The organism is Bacteroides eggerthii (assembly GCF_025146565.1).
In the GTDB taxonomy this organism is placed as follows: Bacteria; Bacteroidota; Bacteroidia; order Bacteroidales; family Bacteroidaceae; genus Bacteroides; species Bacteroides eggerthii.
The window spans coordinates 4,132,664-4,151,301 of record NZ_CP102258.1 but is presented as its reverse complement, the minus strand read 5'-3'; the positions used below and the strand labels follow the sequence as shown (position 1 = coordinate 4,151,301).

Sequence of the window (18,638 nt, the reverse complement as noted above, 5' to 3'; positions counted from 1 at the left end):
TTTTGTTTCTTTGTTTTTATGTTATAATATTATATATCTAATTATATGAAAACGTTTCGGCCTTTGTTAACATTCTTTGGAGTATTATTTACATGTATCGGGTATGCCAATAATCTGGACGGTATACGTTTTACGCATATCGGATTGGAAGAAGGCCTGTCACATTGCACGATATTTGGTATTAATCAGGACAAAGAAGGAAATTTGTGGTTTGCGACTTACGATGGAGTCAATAAATACGATGGCTACAATTTTACAGTCTATCGTCATCAATATGCGAATCCTCAAAGCATAGCTTGCGACATTAGTCGTTGTGTAACAGTTGATGATTCCGGTAGAGTATGGATTGGTACCAGAGAGGGTTTTTCTCTTTATAATCGGGACCAAGATACTTTCTCGAATTATTTTTATAAAGAAAATGGTTATAAAGCTACTGTCACATGCATAGCACCGATGAATAAGGACTATCTGATGTTGGGTACAACCAGTGGAGTATTGCTTTTTGATATAGGGAAGGAACGTATTCTGAATGATACGTTACCTCATCCGCTACATTTGTTGAGACCTACTGCTATGGTTCGTCAAAGTGATAAGATTTACATAGGAGTGGAGAAAGGACTTTATGTCTATTCTTTGGCAAATGGAACTTTGGAAAAGTTGGTGGATATGCCGAAAGCAACCCGTATACATTCTGTCTTTTGTCAGATGTTCACCCGGATATGGATAGCGACGGAAGGTGAAGGGCTATACATGTATGATACTAAATCCAAGGAACTGAAGAATTATAGACATGAGGACGGATATTCCGGTCTGAATTCAAACTATGTGCGTTCTTTGGCCGTAGATCAGGAAAACAGATTGTGGGTTGGCACTTATGGGGGCTTGAATATTTACGAAGGAGGTAAAGATCGCTTTTTGTCGGTGAGAAATTCTGCAATACAGGAGGGGAGTCTGTCACAGAATTCTGTACGTAGTATTTTTATGGATTCGCAAGGAGGAATGTGGTTGGGCACTTATTGGGGAGGATTGAACTATTATCATCCTTTGTGCAATCGTTTTCAGCATATTAAGCATGTTCCATTTGCCAATTCCATCAGTGATAATGTAGTCAGCTGTATAGTGGAGGATAATGCAAAGAATCTGTGGATCGGCACTAATGGAGGTGGCCTGAATTTTTACGACAGCGCTTCAAAAACATACAAATACTATTTGCAGAATTCCGACTTGTCAAAAGAGGTATCTTTTAAAGATATAAAGGCGGTGTATGTTGATGAACTGCATGATAATATATATGTTGGAATTCATGCGGGTGGAATGATAGTACTGAATCGTAGGACAGGAAACCAACGTTTTTTCAATACTCAAAACAGTGATTTGCCTAGTAATAATATTTATTCTATTTTATCGGATGGGCATGGAGGGCTTTGGATTGCATCATTGGGTACTCTAATTCATTATGATATAGCTGGTAACCATTTTCAGACGGTTGATAAAGATAGCAAAGGAAAGCGTTTGCAAGAATCCAACAGTGTATTGTTCCGGGATTCTAAGAAACGTATTTGGGCAGGAGGGGAAATGGGACTTACTATTTATAATCAAACAGGCACTTCTTTGACAATTAATACGGAATATGATATCGCTCCTATATTGAAGCAATCGTTTATAAACTGTTTCTGTGAATCTACATCCGGATATATATGGGTTGGAACACGTAATGGACTTTTTGGCTTGAAGGAGAATGCTAAAGAATTATTGCAGTACACAACGGTTGATGGACTGCCCAGTAATGTTATTTATGGCATTCTGGAAGATAGTTACGGGCGTTTGTGGATAAGTACAAACCAAGGATTGAGCTGTTTGACCCCCGGAAGCAGAAAATTACGTAATTTTACTATCGTGGACGGTTTGCAGAGTAATCAGTTCAATGCCGGTTCTTATTGTCGAATTAATAATGGGAACATGCTTTTTGGAGGGATTAATGGAATTACTTCGTTTCGGCCTGAAACGCTTATTGATAATCCGTATTCTCCGAGACCATTTATAAATAAATTATATGTATCCAATAAGGAAGTATTGCCTGGTGATGAAACAAGAATTTTGAAAAAATGTATAGAAAACGAGGATCATATAACATTGACCTCCTCCCAAAACTCTTTTTCTATCTCATTCGTGGTTTCAAACTATATTGCTGGAAAGCATAACACTTTTGCGTATAAGCTGGAAGGATACAACGACTCGTGGTACAGCCAAGATAATATAAATTTAGTTTCCTACTCAAATTTACCGGCAGGAGATTATACATTTTTTTTGAAAGCTGCCAATAATGATGGAAAATGGAGTGAAGAGCCTGCAATTCTTCATATACGGGTACTTCCGGTTTGGTATTGTACTTGGTGGGCTATTTCTATTTTCATTATTTTGTGCGCGGGGCTATTGTTTGGTGTCTTGCGCTTCTTTTGGTTGCGCAAGAATATGCAGGCTGAGATTCTGATGGAGCGCTTGGATAAAGAGAAACAAGAGGAAATCAGCCAGATGAAAATCCGCTTTTACATTGACATCTCTCATGAGCTTCGTACTCCTCTTACTTTGATTGTTGCCCCATTGCAGGAACTTATTGAACGTATTAAAGGCCATTGGGAACATGAAAAATTGTCATATATTCAGCGTAATACGAACCGCCTGTTGCATTTGGTCAATCAGTTAATGGATTATCGTCGCGCTGAATTGGGTATTTTTGAATTGAGACCGGTATATGCTAATGCTTATAAGAAAGTCTTGAACTGTTTCTTGAATTATGAGAACTTGTCGAAAAGGAAGGATATAGATTATAATTTATATACGGAATTGCAAGATGAAGAGTTGCTCTTTGATGAGACCTATTTGGACTTGATTGTAAATAATTTGCTTTCAAACGCTTTTAAATATACGGAAAAAGGAGAGTGCATTACCGTACGTCTTTATAAAGAAGATAATAATCTTGTTTTGCAAGTGATTGATACGGGTGTCGGTATTCCGGCGGAAAAGCAGAAAAAAATATTTGAGCGTTTTTATCAGGCGGAAAGTGGACATGAAGGAAGCGGTATAGGCTTGTCGCTGGTTCAACGTCTGGTAGAACTGCATCATGGGCATATCACTCTGGAAAGCAAAGTGGGCGAAGGCTCTACGTTTTCCATTTATATACCGCAGGATAAGTCTATGTATACTTCTGAGGAACTGCTTGCGCAAGAAAAGGGGGCCAAAGAGCAGCGTGCATATTATACAAATGCACATGATGTTTATATTGATGATGAAGAACTGCTGGAAACAAGCGCGTTGGCAGACGGAGAAAAAGAAAAACGGGGAAAGATTTTAGTAGTGGATGATAACCAGGAACTTCGGCAATATTTGGTGAGTGGTTTGTCAAGCGACTTTAATTTATTGGAAGCAGACAATGGGCAGAAAGCCTTGGATATATTGAAAGGCCAAGAGGTTGATTTAGTCATTACTGATGTTATGATGCCCGTAATGGATGGAGTCAAATTGTGTAAAGCGATTAAGCAAAATATACGAACTTGCCATATTCCTGTATATATGCTGTCGGCAAAGGCTGATACAAAATATCAGTTGGAAGGGCTTCAAGTTGGAGCAGATGACTATATTCCTAAGCCTTTCTCTATGCCGATCTTGAAAACAAAGATTCAGAATGTGTTACGTACGCGTTATCGTGTTTTTGAACGCTATTCTAATACTACCGAAGTAGAACCGGAGAAATTGGCAAATAATACAATGGACGAGGAACTGTTGAGAAGAGCCATATCAGTGATTGAGAAAAACATGGATAATGTAGAGTTTTCAACGGAACAATTTGCCAGGGAAATGAATATGAGCCGTTCTAATCTCCATTTGAAGTTGAAAGCGATTACCGGTAAGTCGGCGATAGACTTTATTCATAAAATCAGGTTTAATCGTGCATGCCAGTTGCTGAAAGAAGGCAGATATTCTGTTTCGGAAATTAGTTTTATGGTGGGATATAATACTCCTTCTTATTTTGCCGCGCGTTTTAAGAAGTATATGGGATGCCTGCCTACGGAATATGGAAAGAATAATGCATAACTGTCATGGATAAGCGGATTGTTTTGTTTATAATGCAGGTTTGGATTTCACTCGCTTTGTGGGGACAAACAAGTATGTGCGGATTCTCCATAACAAAGGAGGATAGTTTGCGATATGAGGGTAAGCCCGTAGAACTGATTAAAATAGTGAATAAGAATGGAATGACTATTAAAGTGACAAATTATGCAGCTTCTTTAGCGTATGTTTCTGCACCGGATAGAAACGGGGTGTTTGAACCGGTCGTTTTGGGGCTCGACAGTTTGCGCTATTATTGGGGCAGGCAACCTAAACTTGGTGCTACGGTAGGACGTTTTGCCAACAGAATTAAAAATGCGGAGTTCAGGCTGGATGATAAAATTTACTATTTAGATAGAAATAATAAGGGACATTCCATTCATGGGGGTATAAAAGGATTTAATCTGCAAGTTTTTGAAACAGATACATGCTATATAGCGGAAGATACCGCGGTGGTTGTTTTTAAGTATCTCAGTCCCGATATGGAAGGCGGGTTTCCCGGCAATCTCAACTTGTCATTAGCCTATAAATTCACTAATGACAATGAGGTAATTTTGGACTATATTGCATCGACAGACAAACCTACTGTAATAAATCTGACTAATCACAGCTATTTTAATTTGACCGGATGTAAAGAGTCGGTCTTAAATCATTGTTATATGATTATGGGAGATTCTATCACACCGGTAGATTCTACGGGAGTGCCAACAGGTGAACTTATGCCGGTAGCAGGAACAGAATACGATTTTAGTACTCTGCGAACTATAAAACACCATGTTGAACAGCTAGGAAAAGGATATGACATCAATTATAAACTCAACAAAGCATTGGATACTTTAGCGCTTGCTGCCAAAGTGGTTGATCCGGTTTCTGGTCGAGTATTGAAAGCATATACCACAGAACCGGGAATGCAGTTTTATACTCCTGCTTCTGATTTGAGTTATTTGAAAGCTGCTGACAGTTTGTGTTATAGAAAATATTTTGGATTTTGTCTCGAAATGCAACATTTCCCAGATTCCCCTCATCATGCCCAATTCCCTACTACTGTGTTGCTGCCGGGAGAAACTTATCGTCAAACGACTATATATAAATTTGAAACATTATAAACTTAAATAATTATCAAACTAAAGACTTGATTATGAAAGCAAAAGATTGGAAAATGTATGTGTGTTTAATTGTTTTTTCTTTATTTATGTTCCCTGGAATATATGCTGCACAAGAAGGGAACGGCAAGACAGCCTGTGAACCGGTAAGAAAAACGCGCAGTGAAACTTTTATTAGTGGAGAAAAGGCATGGGAACCGGCAGGTACGGGTGTTACTCGTCAGATTATGGGATACGACGGACAAGTGATGTTGGTGAAAGTGAAGTTTGAAAAAGGAGCTATAGGAACTCCTCATACTCATTATCATACACAAACAACTTATGTGGCAAGTGGAAAATTCGAATTTACGGTAGGAAATGAGAAGAAGATAGTGAAAGCTGGTGACGGCATTTATATTGAGCCTGATATTTTGCATAGCTGTGTTTGTTTGGAACCTGGTGTACTTATAGATTGTTTTGCTCCTATGAGAGCTGATTTTTTGAAATAAAACAGGGGTAGGCTTAGTCGTTAAATTTGTTTTATTAACAAAAAATGGGTAACTCTGGCGCTGGTCGCTTGATATTTAGAATCGGCTTTATACATGTTCGTAGGCCGTTTTTTTATACAAAAATGTCCTTTTCTATACAAAAATAGCATTTGAAAAGTGTAAAAGTGTGATGAATAAAAACAATACTTTTACACTTTTTTTTGCATTTGCAGTATGTTTGCTGCCGAAAAAATTATTTCTAACGTAGAACCTTAGATTTATTTATTATGTACAAATTAAAAGAATTATTTTTAATGTTTATCCTCGTCTTTGTGAGTATGTCTGCATATGCACAAAGTTTGACTGTAACTGGAAAAGTCATTGATAGCGAAGGATATGAAGTAATCGGTGGTAGTGTGACTATTAAAGGTGCCGCCGGTGTAGGAACGGTTACGGATGTGAATGGTAACTATTCTTTGAAAGTAAATGATGCATCGAAAGATGTATTGGTGTTTTCGTATGTAGGTATGACTTCCCAAGAAGTAAAAGTTGATGGTAGAAGTGTAATTGATGTAACCTTGAAGGCTGATGCCGTAATGTTGGAAGAAGTGGTTGCAATTGGCTATGCTACCGTTAAACGTAAAGACTTAACGGGATCAGTAGCCTCTGTGAACAGTAAAGAACTTTCTAAAGTTCCGACAAGTGATATAACTCAAGCGTTGGCCGGACGTATGGCCGGTGTTCAGGTTATGCAGAGTGAAGGGGCGCCGGGAGCTTCTATTTCAATTCGTGTTCGTGGAGGTATTTCCATTACTCAAAGCAATGAACCTCTTTATATCATTGATGGTTTTCCGAGTGAAGACGGAATGTCCACCCTTGATCCGGCAGAAATTGAAACTATCGACATTTTGAAGGATGCTTCTGCTACGGCTATTTATGGTGCTCGTGGTGCCAATGGTGTTGTGGTTATAACAACTAAGAGTGGAGGCAAAGAAGGCAAGGCTACCGTGACTTTCGATAGTTATGTGGGCTTCAAGAAAGTGGCAAAGAAGCTGGATGTACTTTCTACAAGGGAATTTGCGTTGCTTGATTATGAACGTCGTTATTATAGCGCCTTTACGGCCAAGAACAGTACGCAAGAAGATTTGGACAAAGCTGTCGCAAACTTCGAAGCACTGTATGGTAAGTATGCCGATATTGATGCCAATTATGCCAATCGTGCAGGTATAGACTGGCAAGATCAAACTTTAGGACGTACGGCCTTGACACAGAATTATCGTGTGGGTGTCTCAGGAGGAACAGATAAATTGAACTATAATTTGGCATATTCTTATTACGATGAAGAAGGAGCTATGGTATATAGCGGTAATAAGAAGCACAATATCTCATTCAACATGAACCATAAGCTGAATGATCGTTTGAGTATTACTGCTCGTATTAGCTATGACCAGATGAAAATTTATGGAATGGGTACTTCCGAAGGTGGTGACCGTTTCAACAAGATGCAACATATCTTGCAGTATCGTCCGATGGTAGGTATCAATGGTACTGATGATTTGTTATTGGGTGATGAAGACCCGCTATTGGTAGATGATACCGGTAATGTGATGCAGAACCCTCTGCTCTCTGCTGCCGAAGAGACTAAAGATCGTGAATATCGCACATTCCAGGCTAACGGAGGCTTTACTTTGAAGTTGATTAAAGGGCTTTCATTCCGTAACACGACGGGTATGCGCTATCAGACACGCCGCAACGATACTTTCTATGGCGACAAGTCTATAACGGCTAAACGTTCAAGCATCAATGGTAGCATTCAGAATATAGAAAACAGTAGTTTCCAAACTTCAAATGTTTTGAATTATAACTGGGCCGGCAAGGGGCACGATATAACTGCCATGCTTGGTCAAGAATATGTTAACCGTTGGAATCGTAGCTTCTCGGCTGCTGCTGCCAACTTCCCGAATGATGATATCGGTTTGGGAGACCTTTCACTTGGTTTGCCGACTGCTGTTTCATCTTCCGAGAATTATGATGATAAGCTTCTCTCTTTCTTTGCACGTTTCAATTACGGTTTCAAAGACAAATACTTGTTTACAGCGTCATTCCGCGCCGATGGCTCTTCTAAGTTCGGTAAGAATAATAAGTGGGGGTACTTCCCGGCATTCTCTGCTGCATGGCGTTTGGGCGAAGAAGAGTTCATTAAGAACCTGAATATATTTTCCGACTTGAAAGTTCGTTTGGGATATGGTATGGCTGGTAATAACCGTATTGACAGCTATGTGAGTCTGCCTATGTTGACTTCTGTTACTTATCCTAATGGCGACTCTACACAACCTGGCTATGTTTCTAAGCAGATACCTAATCCCAACCTGAAATGGGAAGCTAACAAAACATTTAACTTCGGTTTGGACTTTGGTTTCTTTAACCAGCGCTTGACTATCTCTCCGGAATTTTATATAAACCGCAGTAGCAACCTGTTGCTGAATGCTAAGTTGCCCACATCCTCCGGTTATGACAGCATGGTTATTAATGCCGGTGAAACGGAAAATAAGGGTATTGACCTTACTATCAATTCTACCAACATTATGACTAAAGATTTCACTTGGAATACAGCTGTCACTTTGTCGCACAACAAAAACTCAGTGAAGAAGCTGACAGGTGAAGATGTACAACTTTGGGAAGCCAGCTTCGGCTATAATCAAAATACACACATTATCGGTGTTAATCAGCCGTTAGGACAAATGTACGGATATGTAACAGACGGGCTGTATCAGGTATCTGATTTTGATTATGATGAGGCTACAAAGACTTATACTTTGAAAGACGGCGTACCTTATTCCGGTAAAAAGACGGATGTAAAACCGGGTATGTGGAAATTCAAGAATGTAGACGGCAGCGAGGACAATAAAATTACAGAGAATGACAAAACGGTGATCGGTAATGCTTATCCGAAGTTTTACGGTGGTATTAACAATACTTTCACTTACAAAGATTTTGATTTGAGCATATTCCTGACTTACAGCTTTGGCAACGATGTGTTCAATGCTACCAAGCTGACCAATACCAAGACTGCTTTGCAGAATAAGAATGTGTTGGACATTGCCAATTCCAGCAATCGTTGGGTAGTGGTGAACAAGAAAGGCGAATTGATCACAGATCCGCAGGAAATGGCCGACATAAATAAGGGTAAGACTGTTGCCGCCGTATATGATAATGAGATCGGTGATACTTATATTCACTCATGGGCTGTGGAAGATGGTTCTTATCTGAAGCTGAGCAATATCACTTTAGGTTATACATTCCCCAGAAAGATGCTTAGCAAGATTGGTATAAGCAAATTGCGCTTGTATGCAACAGGTTCCAACCTGCTTACTTGGACTAAATATACAGGTTTCGACCCTGAAGTTTCTACAATGGGCAGTGGCTTGACGCCGGGTGTGGACTTTGGTGCTTATCCTAAGAGCCGCTCGTTCGTTTTCGGTATTAATTTAGCTTTCTAATGAACCTTAAAAAGAGAATATAATATGATGAAAAAATATAAAATGATTACTTTCTGCGCGCTGATTGCAGCAGGAGTTACCTCATGCGAATTGGACGAAAAGCCCACTTCCTACTATGAGAAGGATGCTTATTTCCAGACTTACAACCATGCAAAGATGGCGGTGGTAGGTATTTATGACTGTCTGGCGATTGATAAGCACTATGGACAGTTTGAAATGGCAACTCCGGCTTCGGATGATACCTATTATATACAGGGAACGGGGACAGACAATACGCGTCGTGATATTGCCCACTACATGGTAAAGACAACCAATACATGGATTGCAGACTTATGGAAGTACAAATATATGGGAATAGATCGTGCTAACTATGCCATTGCAAACATCAAGAACATGGAAGGCTATGAAGAAGATGTTGAATTGCAGGAGTTGGTTGCACAAGCCTGTTTCTTGCGTGCATTCCTGGCATTCGATTTGATAAAATATTGGGGAGATGTTCCATTTAAAACAGAATACACCTTTTCTTACGGCGACATTGCTAACGGTCGTGTGAGCCGTGAAGAGATTTATAAGAGTATTATCGATGACTTGAACTTTGCAAAGAATAACTTGCAACAAGGAGATGCCGAACTTTCTCCTGAAGTGCCTTCGCAGGGAGCAGCCCATGCCTTACTGATGCGTGTTTATCTGCAACGCGCCGGTTATAGCTTACAGCAAGACGGTACTTTGACCCGTCCGGCTGATGATAAGAGAAAGGAATACTTTGATGCTGTAATTACCGAGTGGACTGCTTTCCAAAATAAAGGTTATCATGGTTTTTATGATGGCGGTTATGTGGAATTGTTCAAGGGTTATTCGGGAGGTGTTTTGAACTCTAAAGAAAGTTTGTGGGAAATAGCTTTCAATCCTACGGGTAGTGGTTATAAGGATAACTCCGGTACTTGGGCTACTTACAACGGACCGTTGGTGGAAGCTCCGGGGGCAGGCGCTTCGGCAGAGGTCATGGGACGTGCAAATGCTTTCTTTCGTGTAATGCCGGCTTGGAAAGATTTCTTTGAAGCAGGCGATGAACGTCGTGATGTGATGGTTTGTGACTATCAATACAAGTGGGATGCGACTGAAAAGAAACATAAAAAGACTGTGAATAGGAAAGTGGCGGATTGGTATCCCGGAAAGTGGCGTAGAGAATGGATGCCGTTGGGCTTCCTCGATCCCAACAATACGGGTGTAAACTATTGCCCGTTACGCTATGCCGATGTTGTATTAATGGCAGCAGAAGCCTATAATGAAACGGGTAATACTCCGAAAGCCTGGGAATTATTGAACGATGTAAGAGAACGTGCCAAAGCCACCAAGGTCAATTCATTGCAGGAATATAAGAATGTACATAAGAAATTGTATGATTTGCCATTCTTCAACGGTGGTGATGCTGCCGACAATTTCCGTACTGCACTCTATTGGGAACGCGGTTTCGAACTGGCTTTTGAAGGGCAGCGTAAATACGATTTGTTACGTTGGGGCATTTTGGCTGAGACATTGCAGTTGTTCCAAAGCAAAATGGATAAATCATTGAAAGGTAAATACGTTGCCGGTGATAATTTTGTGAAGGGAAAACATGAGTTATTCCCTATACCATTGGGAGAATTGCAAGCTAATCCCGCTTTAAATAATCAGAATAATCCTGGTTATGAATAAGATATTATTGCTATAAATAGCAGGATGTCATTCTGTTTGAAATGTTGAAAGATGTTTCAGAGCTGAAAAGGTTAACTCATTCCATTTTCAGTTCTGTTAAACATCTTTCTGCTTTTCAAGGCTATTGCAGCGATGATTAATATAAATGAATTATTGATTGTTTTCAAAAAACGCATTTTGTAAGAAATTTGTTACGTAAAGTCCTATAAAAAATGAAGAAAGTATCATTGTCCTATTTCGTTATTGGTATTGCATTATACACTTTGTCGGGATGTTCCTCCAAGCACGCAGAGAAAGCGGATTATACTTGGCTGAAATATGCGATAGAAACATCTGCTGCACAATTGGAATACACAGTCTCGGAAATTGGCGACTCTGTATTATTGCCCCGTTCCATTTGGACGGGCTATGATGTGAACTCCTTGTGTCAGCAGTTGGAAAAGAAACAGTTGATAGGCAAGGATTCTGCCCGGTTGAAACCTATACATGATAATTTAGGGAGTCGTCGTTATTGTTTCTCAATCTATGATTGGACGAGTGGCTTTTTCCCCGGTAATCTGTGGTATGCCTATCAACTGACAGGCAATGAGGATTTTAAAAAGGAAGCTGTCAAGTTTACGAACTACTTATATCCGTTGCGTGAATATAAAGGTACACACGATATAGGGTTTATGATGAATTGTAGTTTTGGGAATTCTTACCGTCTATGCCCCGTTGACAGTGTTCGTCAGGCATTGATACAAACAGCCGATAACCTGTGCGGTCGTTTTAATCCGGAAATTGGCTGCATCCGTTCATGGGACTTCGGTAAATGGAATTTTCCTGTTATCATTGACAATATGATGAATTTGGATCTGCTGTTTTATGTAAGTCATCTTACCGGGGATGATAAGTATAAGGAGCTGGCTCTAAAACATGCCGAAACAACAATGAAAAACCATTTTAGAGATGATTACTCATCTTATCATGTAGTTAGTTATAATAATGACGGAACGGTAGAAAAGAAATGCACACATCAGGGGCAGAAAGATGATTCTTCGTGGGCGCGCGGACAGGCATGGGGCTTATATGGTTACACTTCTTGCTATCGTGAATCAAAAAATGCGGAATTTTTGCGACAGGCTGAGAATATAGCTGCATTGATTATGCGGCGTGTGAAAACGGAAGATGCGATACCTTTGTGGGACTATGATGCTCCTGATATGCCGCAGACCCCTCGTGATGCATCAGCTGCTTCTATAACGGCTTCTGCTTTAATAGAACTGAGCACGTTGGTTGAGGATGGACAAATTTATTTTGACTATGCCGAGAGACTGCTCAAAAACCTTTCATCGGAGGCTTATCTGGCAAAGGTCGGTACGAATCAAGGGTTTATCCTGATGCATTCTACGGGGTCATTGCCCAACGGTTCTGAAATAAATACGCCGATTAACTATGCTGACTATTATTATTTGGAAGCACTGCTTCGTTATATGAAAGTAAAGGGGCTTAACTATAAGAATATTTAATCTTATTATTATATATCATGAAAATAATGAAATTCATTTTAAGTGTTTTCTTGCTGACCATCGCCATTATTGCAGATGCACAGCAACTCCGAAAAGAGGCTTTTGACTTATTGAATCTGGATTATCCGGGTTTGGAGAAAGTAAAAACTGCATGCTCCCGGCAGCAATGGGAGGAGGCTGCACAGGAATTACTGGCCTATTATCGCAACCGTACCGACATTGCACATCCGGATATCGATTTAAAGAATCTCGCCATATCCAAAGAGGAACAGAAGTGGGCGGATGATGCCATGGATCACACCTTTTTTGTACATAAAGGTTATCAGCCTTCGTACAACTATGGTAAGGATATTAACTGGGAGTATTGGCCTGTGAAAGACAACGAACTGCGCTGGCAACTACACCGTCACAAATGGTTTACTCCTATGGGCAAAGCCTATCGTATATCCGGCGATGAAAAATATGCAAAGGAATGGGTTTTCCAGTATATAGATTGGATAAAGAAGAATCCATTGGTAAAAATGGAAAAAGAGAATTTTGAACTTGTCAGTGCCGGCGAGGTAAAAGAGGATGCTGATAATGTGCATTTTGCATGGCGTCAGTTGGAAGTCAGCAACCGCTTGCAAGATCAAACCTGCCAGTTTCTCCTGTTTTGCCCCGCGGAGGCTTTTACTCCTGAGTTCCTGACAGAGTTCTTGGTGAATTATCATCGTCATGGTGCATATCTTTTTAAGAATTATTCTGCGGAGGGTAATCACCTGTTGTTTGAAGCCCAGCGTATGGTATATGCAGGTGTTTTCTTTCCGGAGTTTAAGGATGCCGCTACTTGGAGAGAAAGTGGAATCAATATTCTGAATCGCGAAATCAAGAAGCAAGTATACGATGACGGCGGTCAATATGAGTTGGATCCCCACTATCATCTGGCTGCAATCAATATATTCTGCAAGGCTCTGCGCATGGCGGATTGCAATGGTTTCCGCAATGAGTTCCCGGCAGAATATCTGGATACCGTAAAGAAGATGATTGAGTTCTATACCAATATTTGTTTTCCCGACTATACCAATCCTTGTTTCAGTGATGCCAAGTTAGGCGATTATAAGTCTGAGCTTGCTAATTATCGTGATTGGGTTACGCTTTTCCCGGATAGTGAATGGATACGTTATTATGCCACAGAAGGTCGTGAAGGAGCTCCGTTGCCTTATCTGTCTCATGGTTCATTGGCTTCCGGTTTCTTCACTTTTAGAAGCGGTTGGAAGAAAGATGCGGCCGTAATGGTAGTCAAGGCTGGTCCTAAAGGTGAATGGCACTGCCAGCCGGATAACGGCACCTTTGAATTCTGGTTTAATGGAAAGAACCTCTTTCCGGATTCCGGTGCGTATGTTTATGCCGGGAGCGACGAAGTGATGAAGCTGCGTAACTGGTTCCGTCAGACACGCGTACACAATACATTGACGTTGGATGGCCGTAACTTCGAAACTACGCAGTCTGTAACTAAATTGTGGCAACCGGAGGGTAGGGAACAGATTCTGGTTACTGAAAATCCAAGTTACCAAGGGTTGAAACATCGCCGTACGGTGTTCTTTGTCGATCAGACTTATTATGTTATCGTAGATGAAGCGGTTGGTGATGCCAAGGGAACGGTGAATTTGAATTATCACTTTTGTGAAGGAACGGTAAATGTTGATGTAAAAAAGAATATGGCAACTACGGCTTATGCGGGTCCGAGTAACGTGAAGCTGCAATGTTTCCCGGAAAAGAAGGCGTCTTTAAAGAAAGAAGAGGGCTGGCGTTCTATCGCTTATCGCCAACGTGTTCCCCGTACTTCATTGTCTTTCGATATACATAAGGACGATGCGGAAGCCGTACGTTATATAACCGTTATCTATCCGGTGAAAGATACCGCCTCTTATCCGGTATTGAAAGCAAAATTCTTGAACAAAGATTTTGATGAAAAAGGTGTCAAAGTGGAAGTTTCCGTAAACGGTGTGGCACGTCAATTAATGTCTCAGCTTAAATAAGCTAATAATCTATGAATCGATTATCATACATATTACTGCCTCTTGCTGCTACCGGGATTTCGGCTTGCACATCCCGGAAAGCGGAAGTAAAGCGGCCTAATATCATCTTTATGATGACAGATGACCATACCACGCAGGCAATGTCGTGTTACGGAGGACGCCTTATCCAGACCCCGAACATGGATAGGATAGCCAATGAGGGGCTCCGTATGGATAATTGTTATGCGGTTAATGCGCTTTCCGGTCCTTCACGAGCTTGTATCCTGACGGGCAAATTCAGCCATCTCAATGGTTTTACCGATAATGCAAGCACTTTCGACGGCAGTCAGCAAACCTTTCCCAAGCTATTGCAAACGGCCGGCTATCAGACTTCAATAATCGGTAAGTGGCACTTGATAACCGAGCCGCAAGGCTTTGATTACTGGTGTATCTTGAGTGGTCAGCATGAGCAGGGCGATTACTATAATCCCGATTTTATTGAAAATGGTAAGCATGTGGTAGAGCAAGGCTATGTAACCGATATTGTCACAGATAAAGCGATTGAGTATTTGGAGCACCGGGACAAAAGCAGACCTTTTTGTATGATGTTCCATCAAAAAGCTCCTCATCGGAACTGGATGCCGGCTCCCCGTCATTTGGGAATGTTCAATAACACGATTTTTCCTGAACCCGGTACGCTTTTCGATACCTATGAAGGCAGAGGACGTGCGGCTAAAGAACAGGATATGTCGATTGAACATACGCTGACTGATGATTGGGACTTGAAGTTGCTGACTCGTGAGGAAATGCTGAAAGACACTGCCAATCGTCTTTATCAGGTTTATAAGCGTATGCCGGCTGTCGTACAGAACAAGTGGGATTCTGTCTATGCACAGCGTATCTCGGAGTATCGCAGTGGCAATCTGAAAGGTAATGCGTTGGTTAGTTGGAAATACCAGCAATACATGCGCGACTATCTGGCCACCGTAGTTGCTGTGGACGAGAATATCGGAAGGTTGCTCAATTATTTGGAGAAGACCGGTGAATTGGACAATACAATCATTGTCTACACCTCCGATCAGGGGTTCTTTTTGGGTGAGCATGGTTGGTTCGACAAACGTTTTATGTACGAAGAATGTCAGCGTATGCCGATGATTATCCGGTATCCCAAAGCGATCAAGGCAGGAAGCACCTCAAATGCGATAGCCATGAATATAGACTTTGCCCCCACATTCTTGGATTTTGCAGGAGTGGAAATTCCGGAAGATATTCAGGGAGTATCTTTGAAACCGGTTCTTACCAATGAAGGTAATGAGCCTTCCGATTGGCGGAAAGCTGCATATTATCATTACTATGAGTATCCTGCCGAACATTCGGTGAAACGCCATTATGGTATTCGTACGACAGATTTCAAGCTGATCCATTTTTATAATGATGTGGATGAATGGGAAATGTACGATATGCAGAATGATCCGCACGAGTTGAATAACCTGTATGGTAAACCTGAATATGCTGCCAAGCAAGCCGAGCTTATGCTGCTGTTGAAAGATGTGCAGGAGCAATATGCAGACTATGACCCTGACGAGAAGGTAAAAGAACTGTTCAAAGGTGACAGGCGGTTTATGGAGAATCGGTGAAAAGTCGAGGAATCCTTGCCCGAACTTGATATTTACCGGAAGAATACCTATATTTGCTACCAATCAATCATTCAGAGAATATATCTATGGACAATAAATTTGTAGTAAATATAGGTCGCCAGTTAGGTAGTGGCGGACGGGAGATAGGAGAGAAACTGGCCGTCAGACTGGGGATAGACTTCTATGATAAAGAGCTGATTAACCTTGCTTCCGAAGAAAGTGGATTGTGCCGGGAATTCTTTGAGAAAGCCGATGAAAAGGCTTCGCAAGGAATCATAGGCGGGTTGTTCGGTATGCGTTTCCCGTTCATTAGTGATGGAGCTATGCCTGCAACCAATTGTCTGAGCAACGATGCGCTGTTTAAGGTACAAAGCGATGTGATACGGAAACTGGCTTCCGAAAAGTCCTGTTTGTTTGTCGGGCGTTGTGCCGACTATATTTTGCGGGATAATCCACGCTGTGTCAATATCTTTATCTCCTCATCGCGTGAGGATCGTATAGCCCGTTTATGTCATCTGCATTCCATTTCGGAGGATGCGGCGGAAGAGAAGATGAATAAGGCAGATAAGCGGCGAGCGGAATATTATAACTATTACAGTTATAAGACTTGGGGCGCAGCGGCTACCTATCATCTTTGCATCGATTCATCTGTATTGGGCATTGACGAGACTGTGAGTTATATAGAAGAGTTTGTGAGGAAGAAACTGAAGTTGTAGTTTTATAATCATTAATAAATTCGGGAGGAATTTTACTATAATTTTGATAGAATTATAGTAAAATTCCTCCCGAATTTATTAATAGCTTGAAAACTCTTTTGTATTTTACATCATTGCCAGTAATATCATCTGTCCGGCCAGAATGCGCAGGAACATTGTCAACGGATAAACCGTAGAATAACCAACTGACGGCGCGTCGTTGCCTGATGCCTGATTAGAGTATGCCAATGCGGGTGGGTCGGTGTTACTACCGGCAATCAGACCCATCAGCGTGAAATAATTGACTTTGCAATAAAGTCGGGCAATTATACCGATTATCAGCAATGGAATGGTAGTAATCAGGAAACCGTAACCCACATACGACAAACCGCTTCCTTCCACTACCGTCTGTACGAAATGTTCTCCCGCTTCTATACCTACACTGGCAAGGAAGAGGACGATACCTATTTCACGCAGCATTAAGTTGGCACTCATGGTTGTGTATGTTACAAGATGTAATTTGTGCCCGAAACGCCCGATTAGAATGGCTACTACCAGCGGACCGCCTGCCAAGCCTAATTTTACCGGAGTCGGCATGCCTGGGAATGCAATGGGAAGACTTCCCAACAAGATACCCAAGAATATGCCCACGAAGATTGTAACGATATTCGGTGAGTCTAAACGCTTCAGCTGATTACCCAGTACACCGGCCACACGTTCTACCGCATCCTGCTGTCCTACCACCATGACGCGGTCACCTACCTGAAGCACCAGATTGGGATCGGCAAACAAGTCCATACCCGAACGGTTGATGCGCGTCACGTTCACACCGTACATGTTTCGGAAGTGCATGCTTCCCAGTTTCTTGCCGTTGATTTCTGATTTTGTAACCAAGATGCGGCGTGACACCATAGGTGTATCCTGCTTTTCCCAGTCCACCTGAATCTCTTTGCCGATAAAGGCAGTTACCGCTTCGGCATCTTCCTCGGAACATACGATGAACAATTGGTCGCCGATGTGGAATTGGGTATCTTGGTTAGGAATACTGACATGGCCCTCATGACGGATACGGGAGCATACGAACGGGCGTCCCAGAAAATCTTTTACCTGAATCAGTTTCTTGCCGTCAATGGCTTCGTTACGTACCTCGAGGTGCAGCATATGCGGCATGTGTTTCATATCCGCTTCCTGCGTATTGAGCTCTTCTTCTTCCTTTTTCAGGTTGATGCGGCAGATATAACGTACGGCAATGATAGAACCGATGATGCCGACTACACCAAGTGGATAGGCGCAGGCATATCCCAGTGCGATAGGGTCTCCCGTATAATTCAGCTGGTTCAATGCTTCCTGAGCGGCACCCAAACCGGGGGTATTGGTTACAGCACCGTACAGGATACCTACTATCATTGGCAAGTCTATGTTCCCGTCAATGAAGTAAATGCTCAGGGCGACAACGATATTCAGTGCCACAATGCCCACTGCAAGCATGTTCAGCGTCATTCCTCCTTTCTTGAAAGAGGAGAAGAAAGACGGTCCTACTTGTAAACCTATACAGAATACAAATAGAATCAAACCGAATTCGCGGATGAAATGTAAAATGTGTGTTTCACCTGTAAATCCAAAGTGTCCCATTAGAATACCGGTGAAGAGCACAAACGTAACTCCCAACGATACCCCGAAAATTTTAATCTTGCCCAGCAGCACCCCCACAGATATAACGAATGCATACAGGCAGACGATATGTGCGACGGATGAAGGGTCCCAAAGAAGACTTTCTAACCAGTTCATAATACCTTATTATAATGTTGCTTTTTTAAATTTTGCGCAAAATTACTTAATAAAGAGGAGCAAACAAAGGGTTTGCCTTTCTTTTTGTAATACCAACTTTGCAAAAGGCGGGTGTACATCAAGAATATGCTTTGAATAAAG

10 protein-coding genes are annotated in these 18,638 nt (G+C 41.5%); 9 read left to right on the top strand and 1 reads right to left on the bottom strand.

Annotation, left to right across the window (positions count from 1 at the left end):
• The first annotated feature begins 45 nt into the window (after positions 1-45).
• The 9 genes from NQ546_RS17135 (at position 46) to NQ546_RS17095 (ending at position 16,730) form a co-directional block, all read left to right on the top strand.
• Entirely contained in the window at positions 46-4,092 is a 4,047-nt protein-coding gene (locus NQ546_RS17135) for a hybrid sensor histidine kinase/response regulator transcription factor (RefSeq protein WP_004288506.1), read from the top strand.
• A gap of 5 nt (positions 4,093-4,097) precedes the next feature.
• Positions 4,098-5,213, top strand: a complete 1,116-nt coding sequence (locus tag NQ546_RS17130; RefSeq protein ID WP_004288507.1) for an aldose epimerase family protein — start codon at positions 4,098-4,100, stop codon at positions 5,211-5,213.
• Positions 5,214-5,245: 32 nt separating this feature from the next.
• Positions 5,246-5,698 (top strand): cupin domain-containing protein, encoded by a 453-nt coding sequence (locus tag NQ546_RS17125; protein ID WP_004288509.1) that lies wholly within the window; start codon positions 5,246-5,248, stop codon positions 5,696-5,698.
• A gap of 266 nt (positions 5,699-5,964) precedes the next feature.
• A complete protein-coding gene (locus NQ546_RS17120; RefSeq protein WP_004288510.1) occupies positions 5,965-9,177 on the top strand; it encodes a SusC/RagA family TonB-linked outer membrane protein in 3,213 nt (1,070 codons plus the stop codon).
• A gap of 24 nt (positions 9,178-9,201) precedes the next feature.
• On the top strand, positions 9,202-10,872 hold the full coding sequence (locus NQ546_RS17115; RefSeq protein WP_004288512.1) for a RagB/SusD family nutrient uptake outer membrane protein: 1,671 nt from the start codon (positions 9,202-9,204) through the stop codon (positions 10,870-10,872).
• 212 nt (positions 10,873-11,084) lie between these two features.
• Positions 11,085-12,380, top strand: a complete 1,296-nt coding sequence (locus NQ546_RS17110; RefSeq protein WP_004288513.1) for a DUF4995 domain-containing protein — start codon at positions 11,085-11,087, stop codon at positions 12,378-12,380.
• A gap of 17 nt (positions 12,381-12,397) precedes the next feature.
• Positions 12,398-14,398 carry a heparin-sulfate lyase HepC gene (gene hepC / locus NQ546_RS17105; RefSeq protein WP_004288514.1) on the top strand — a complete coding sequence of 667 codons (2,001 nt, stop codon included), beginning with the start codon at positions 12,398-12,400 and terminating at the stop codon, positions 14,396-14,398.
• A gap of 11 nt (positions 14,399-14,409) precedes the next feature.
• Positions 14,410-16,014, top strand: a complete 1,605-nt coding sequence (locus NQ546_RS17100) for a sulfatase family protein (RefSeq protein ID WP_004288515.1) — start codon at positions 14,410-14,412, stop codon at positions 16,012-16,014.
• 86 nt (positions 16,015-16,100) lie between these two features.
• Positions 16,101-16,730 (top strand): cytidylate kinase-like family protein, encoded by a 630-nt coding sequence (locus NQ546_RS17095; RefSeq protein ID WP_004288517.1) that lies wholly within the window; start codon positions 16,101-16,103, stop codon positions 16,728-16,730.
• 105 nt (positions 16,731-16,835) lie between these two features.
• Here NQ546_RS17095 and NQ546_RS17090 read toward each other — a convergent pair whose 3' ends face one another.
• A complete protein-coding gene (locus tag NQ546_RS17090) occupies positions 16,836-18,497 on the bottom strand; it encodes a putative transporter (RefSeq protein ID WP_004288518.1) in 1,662 nt (553 codons plus the stop codon).
• Positions 18,498-18,638 lie beyond the last annotated feature (141 nt).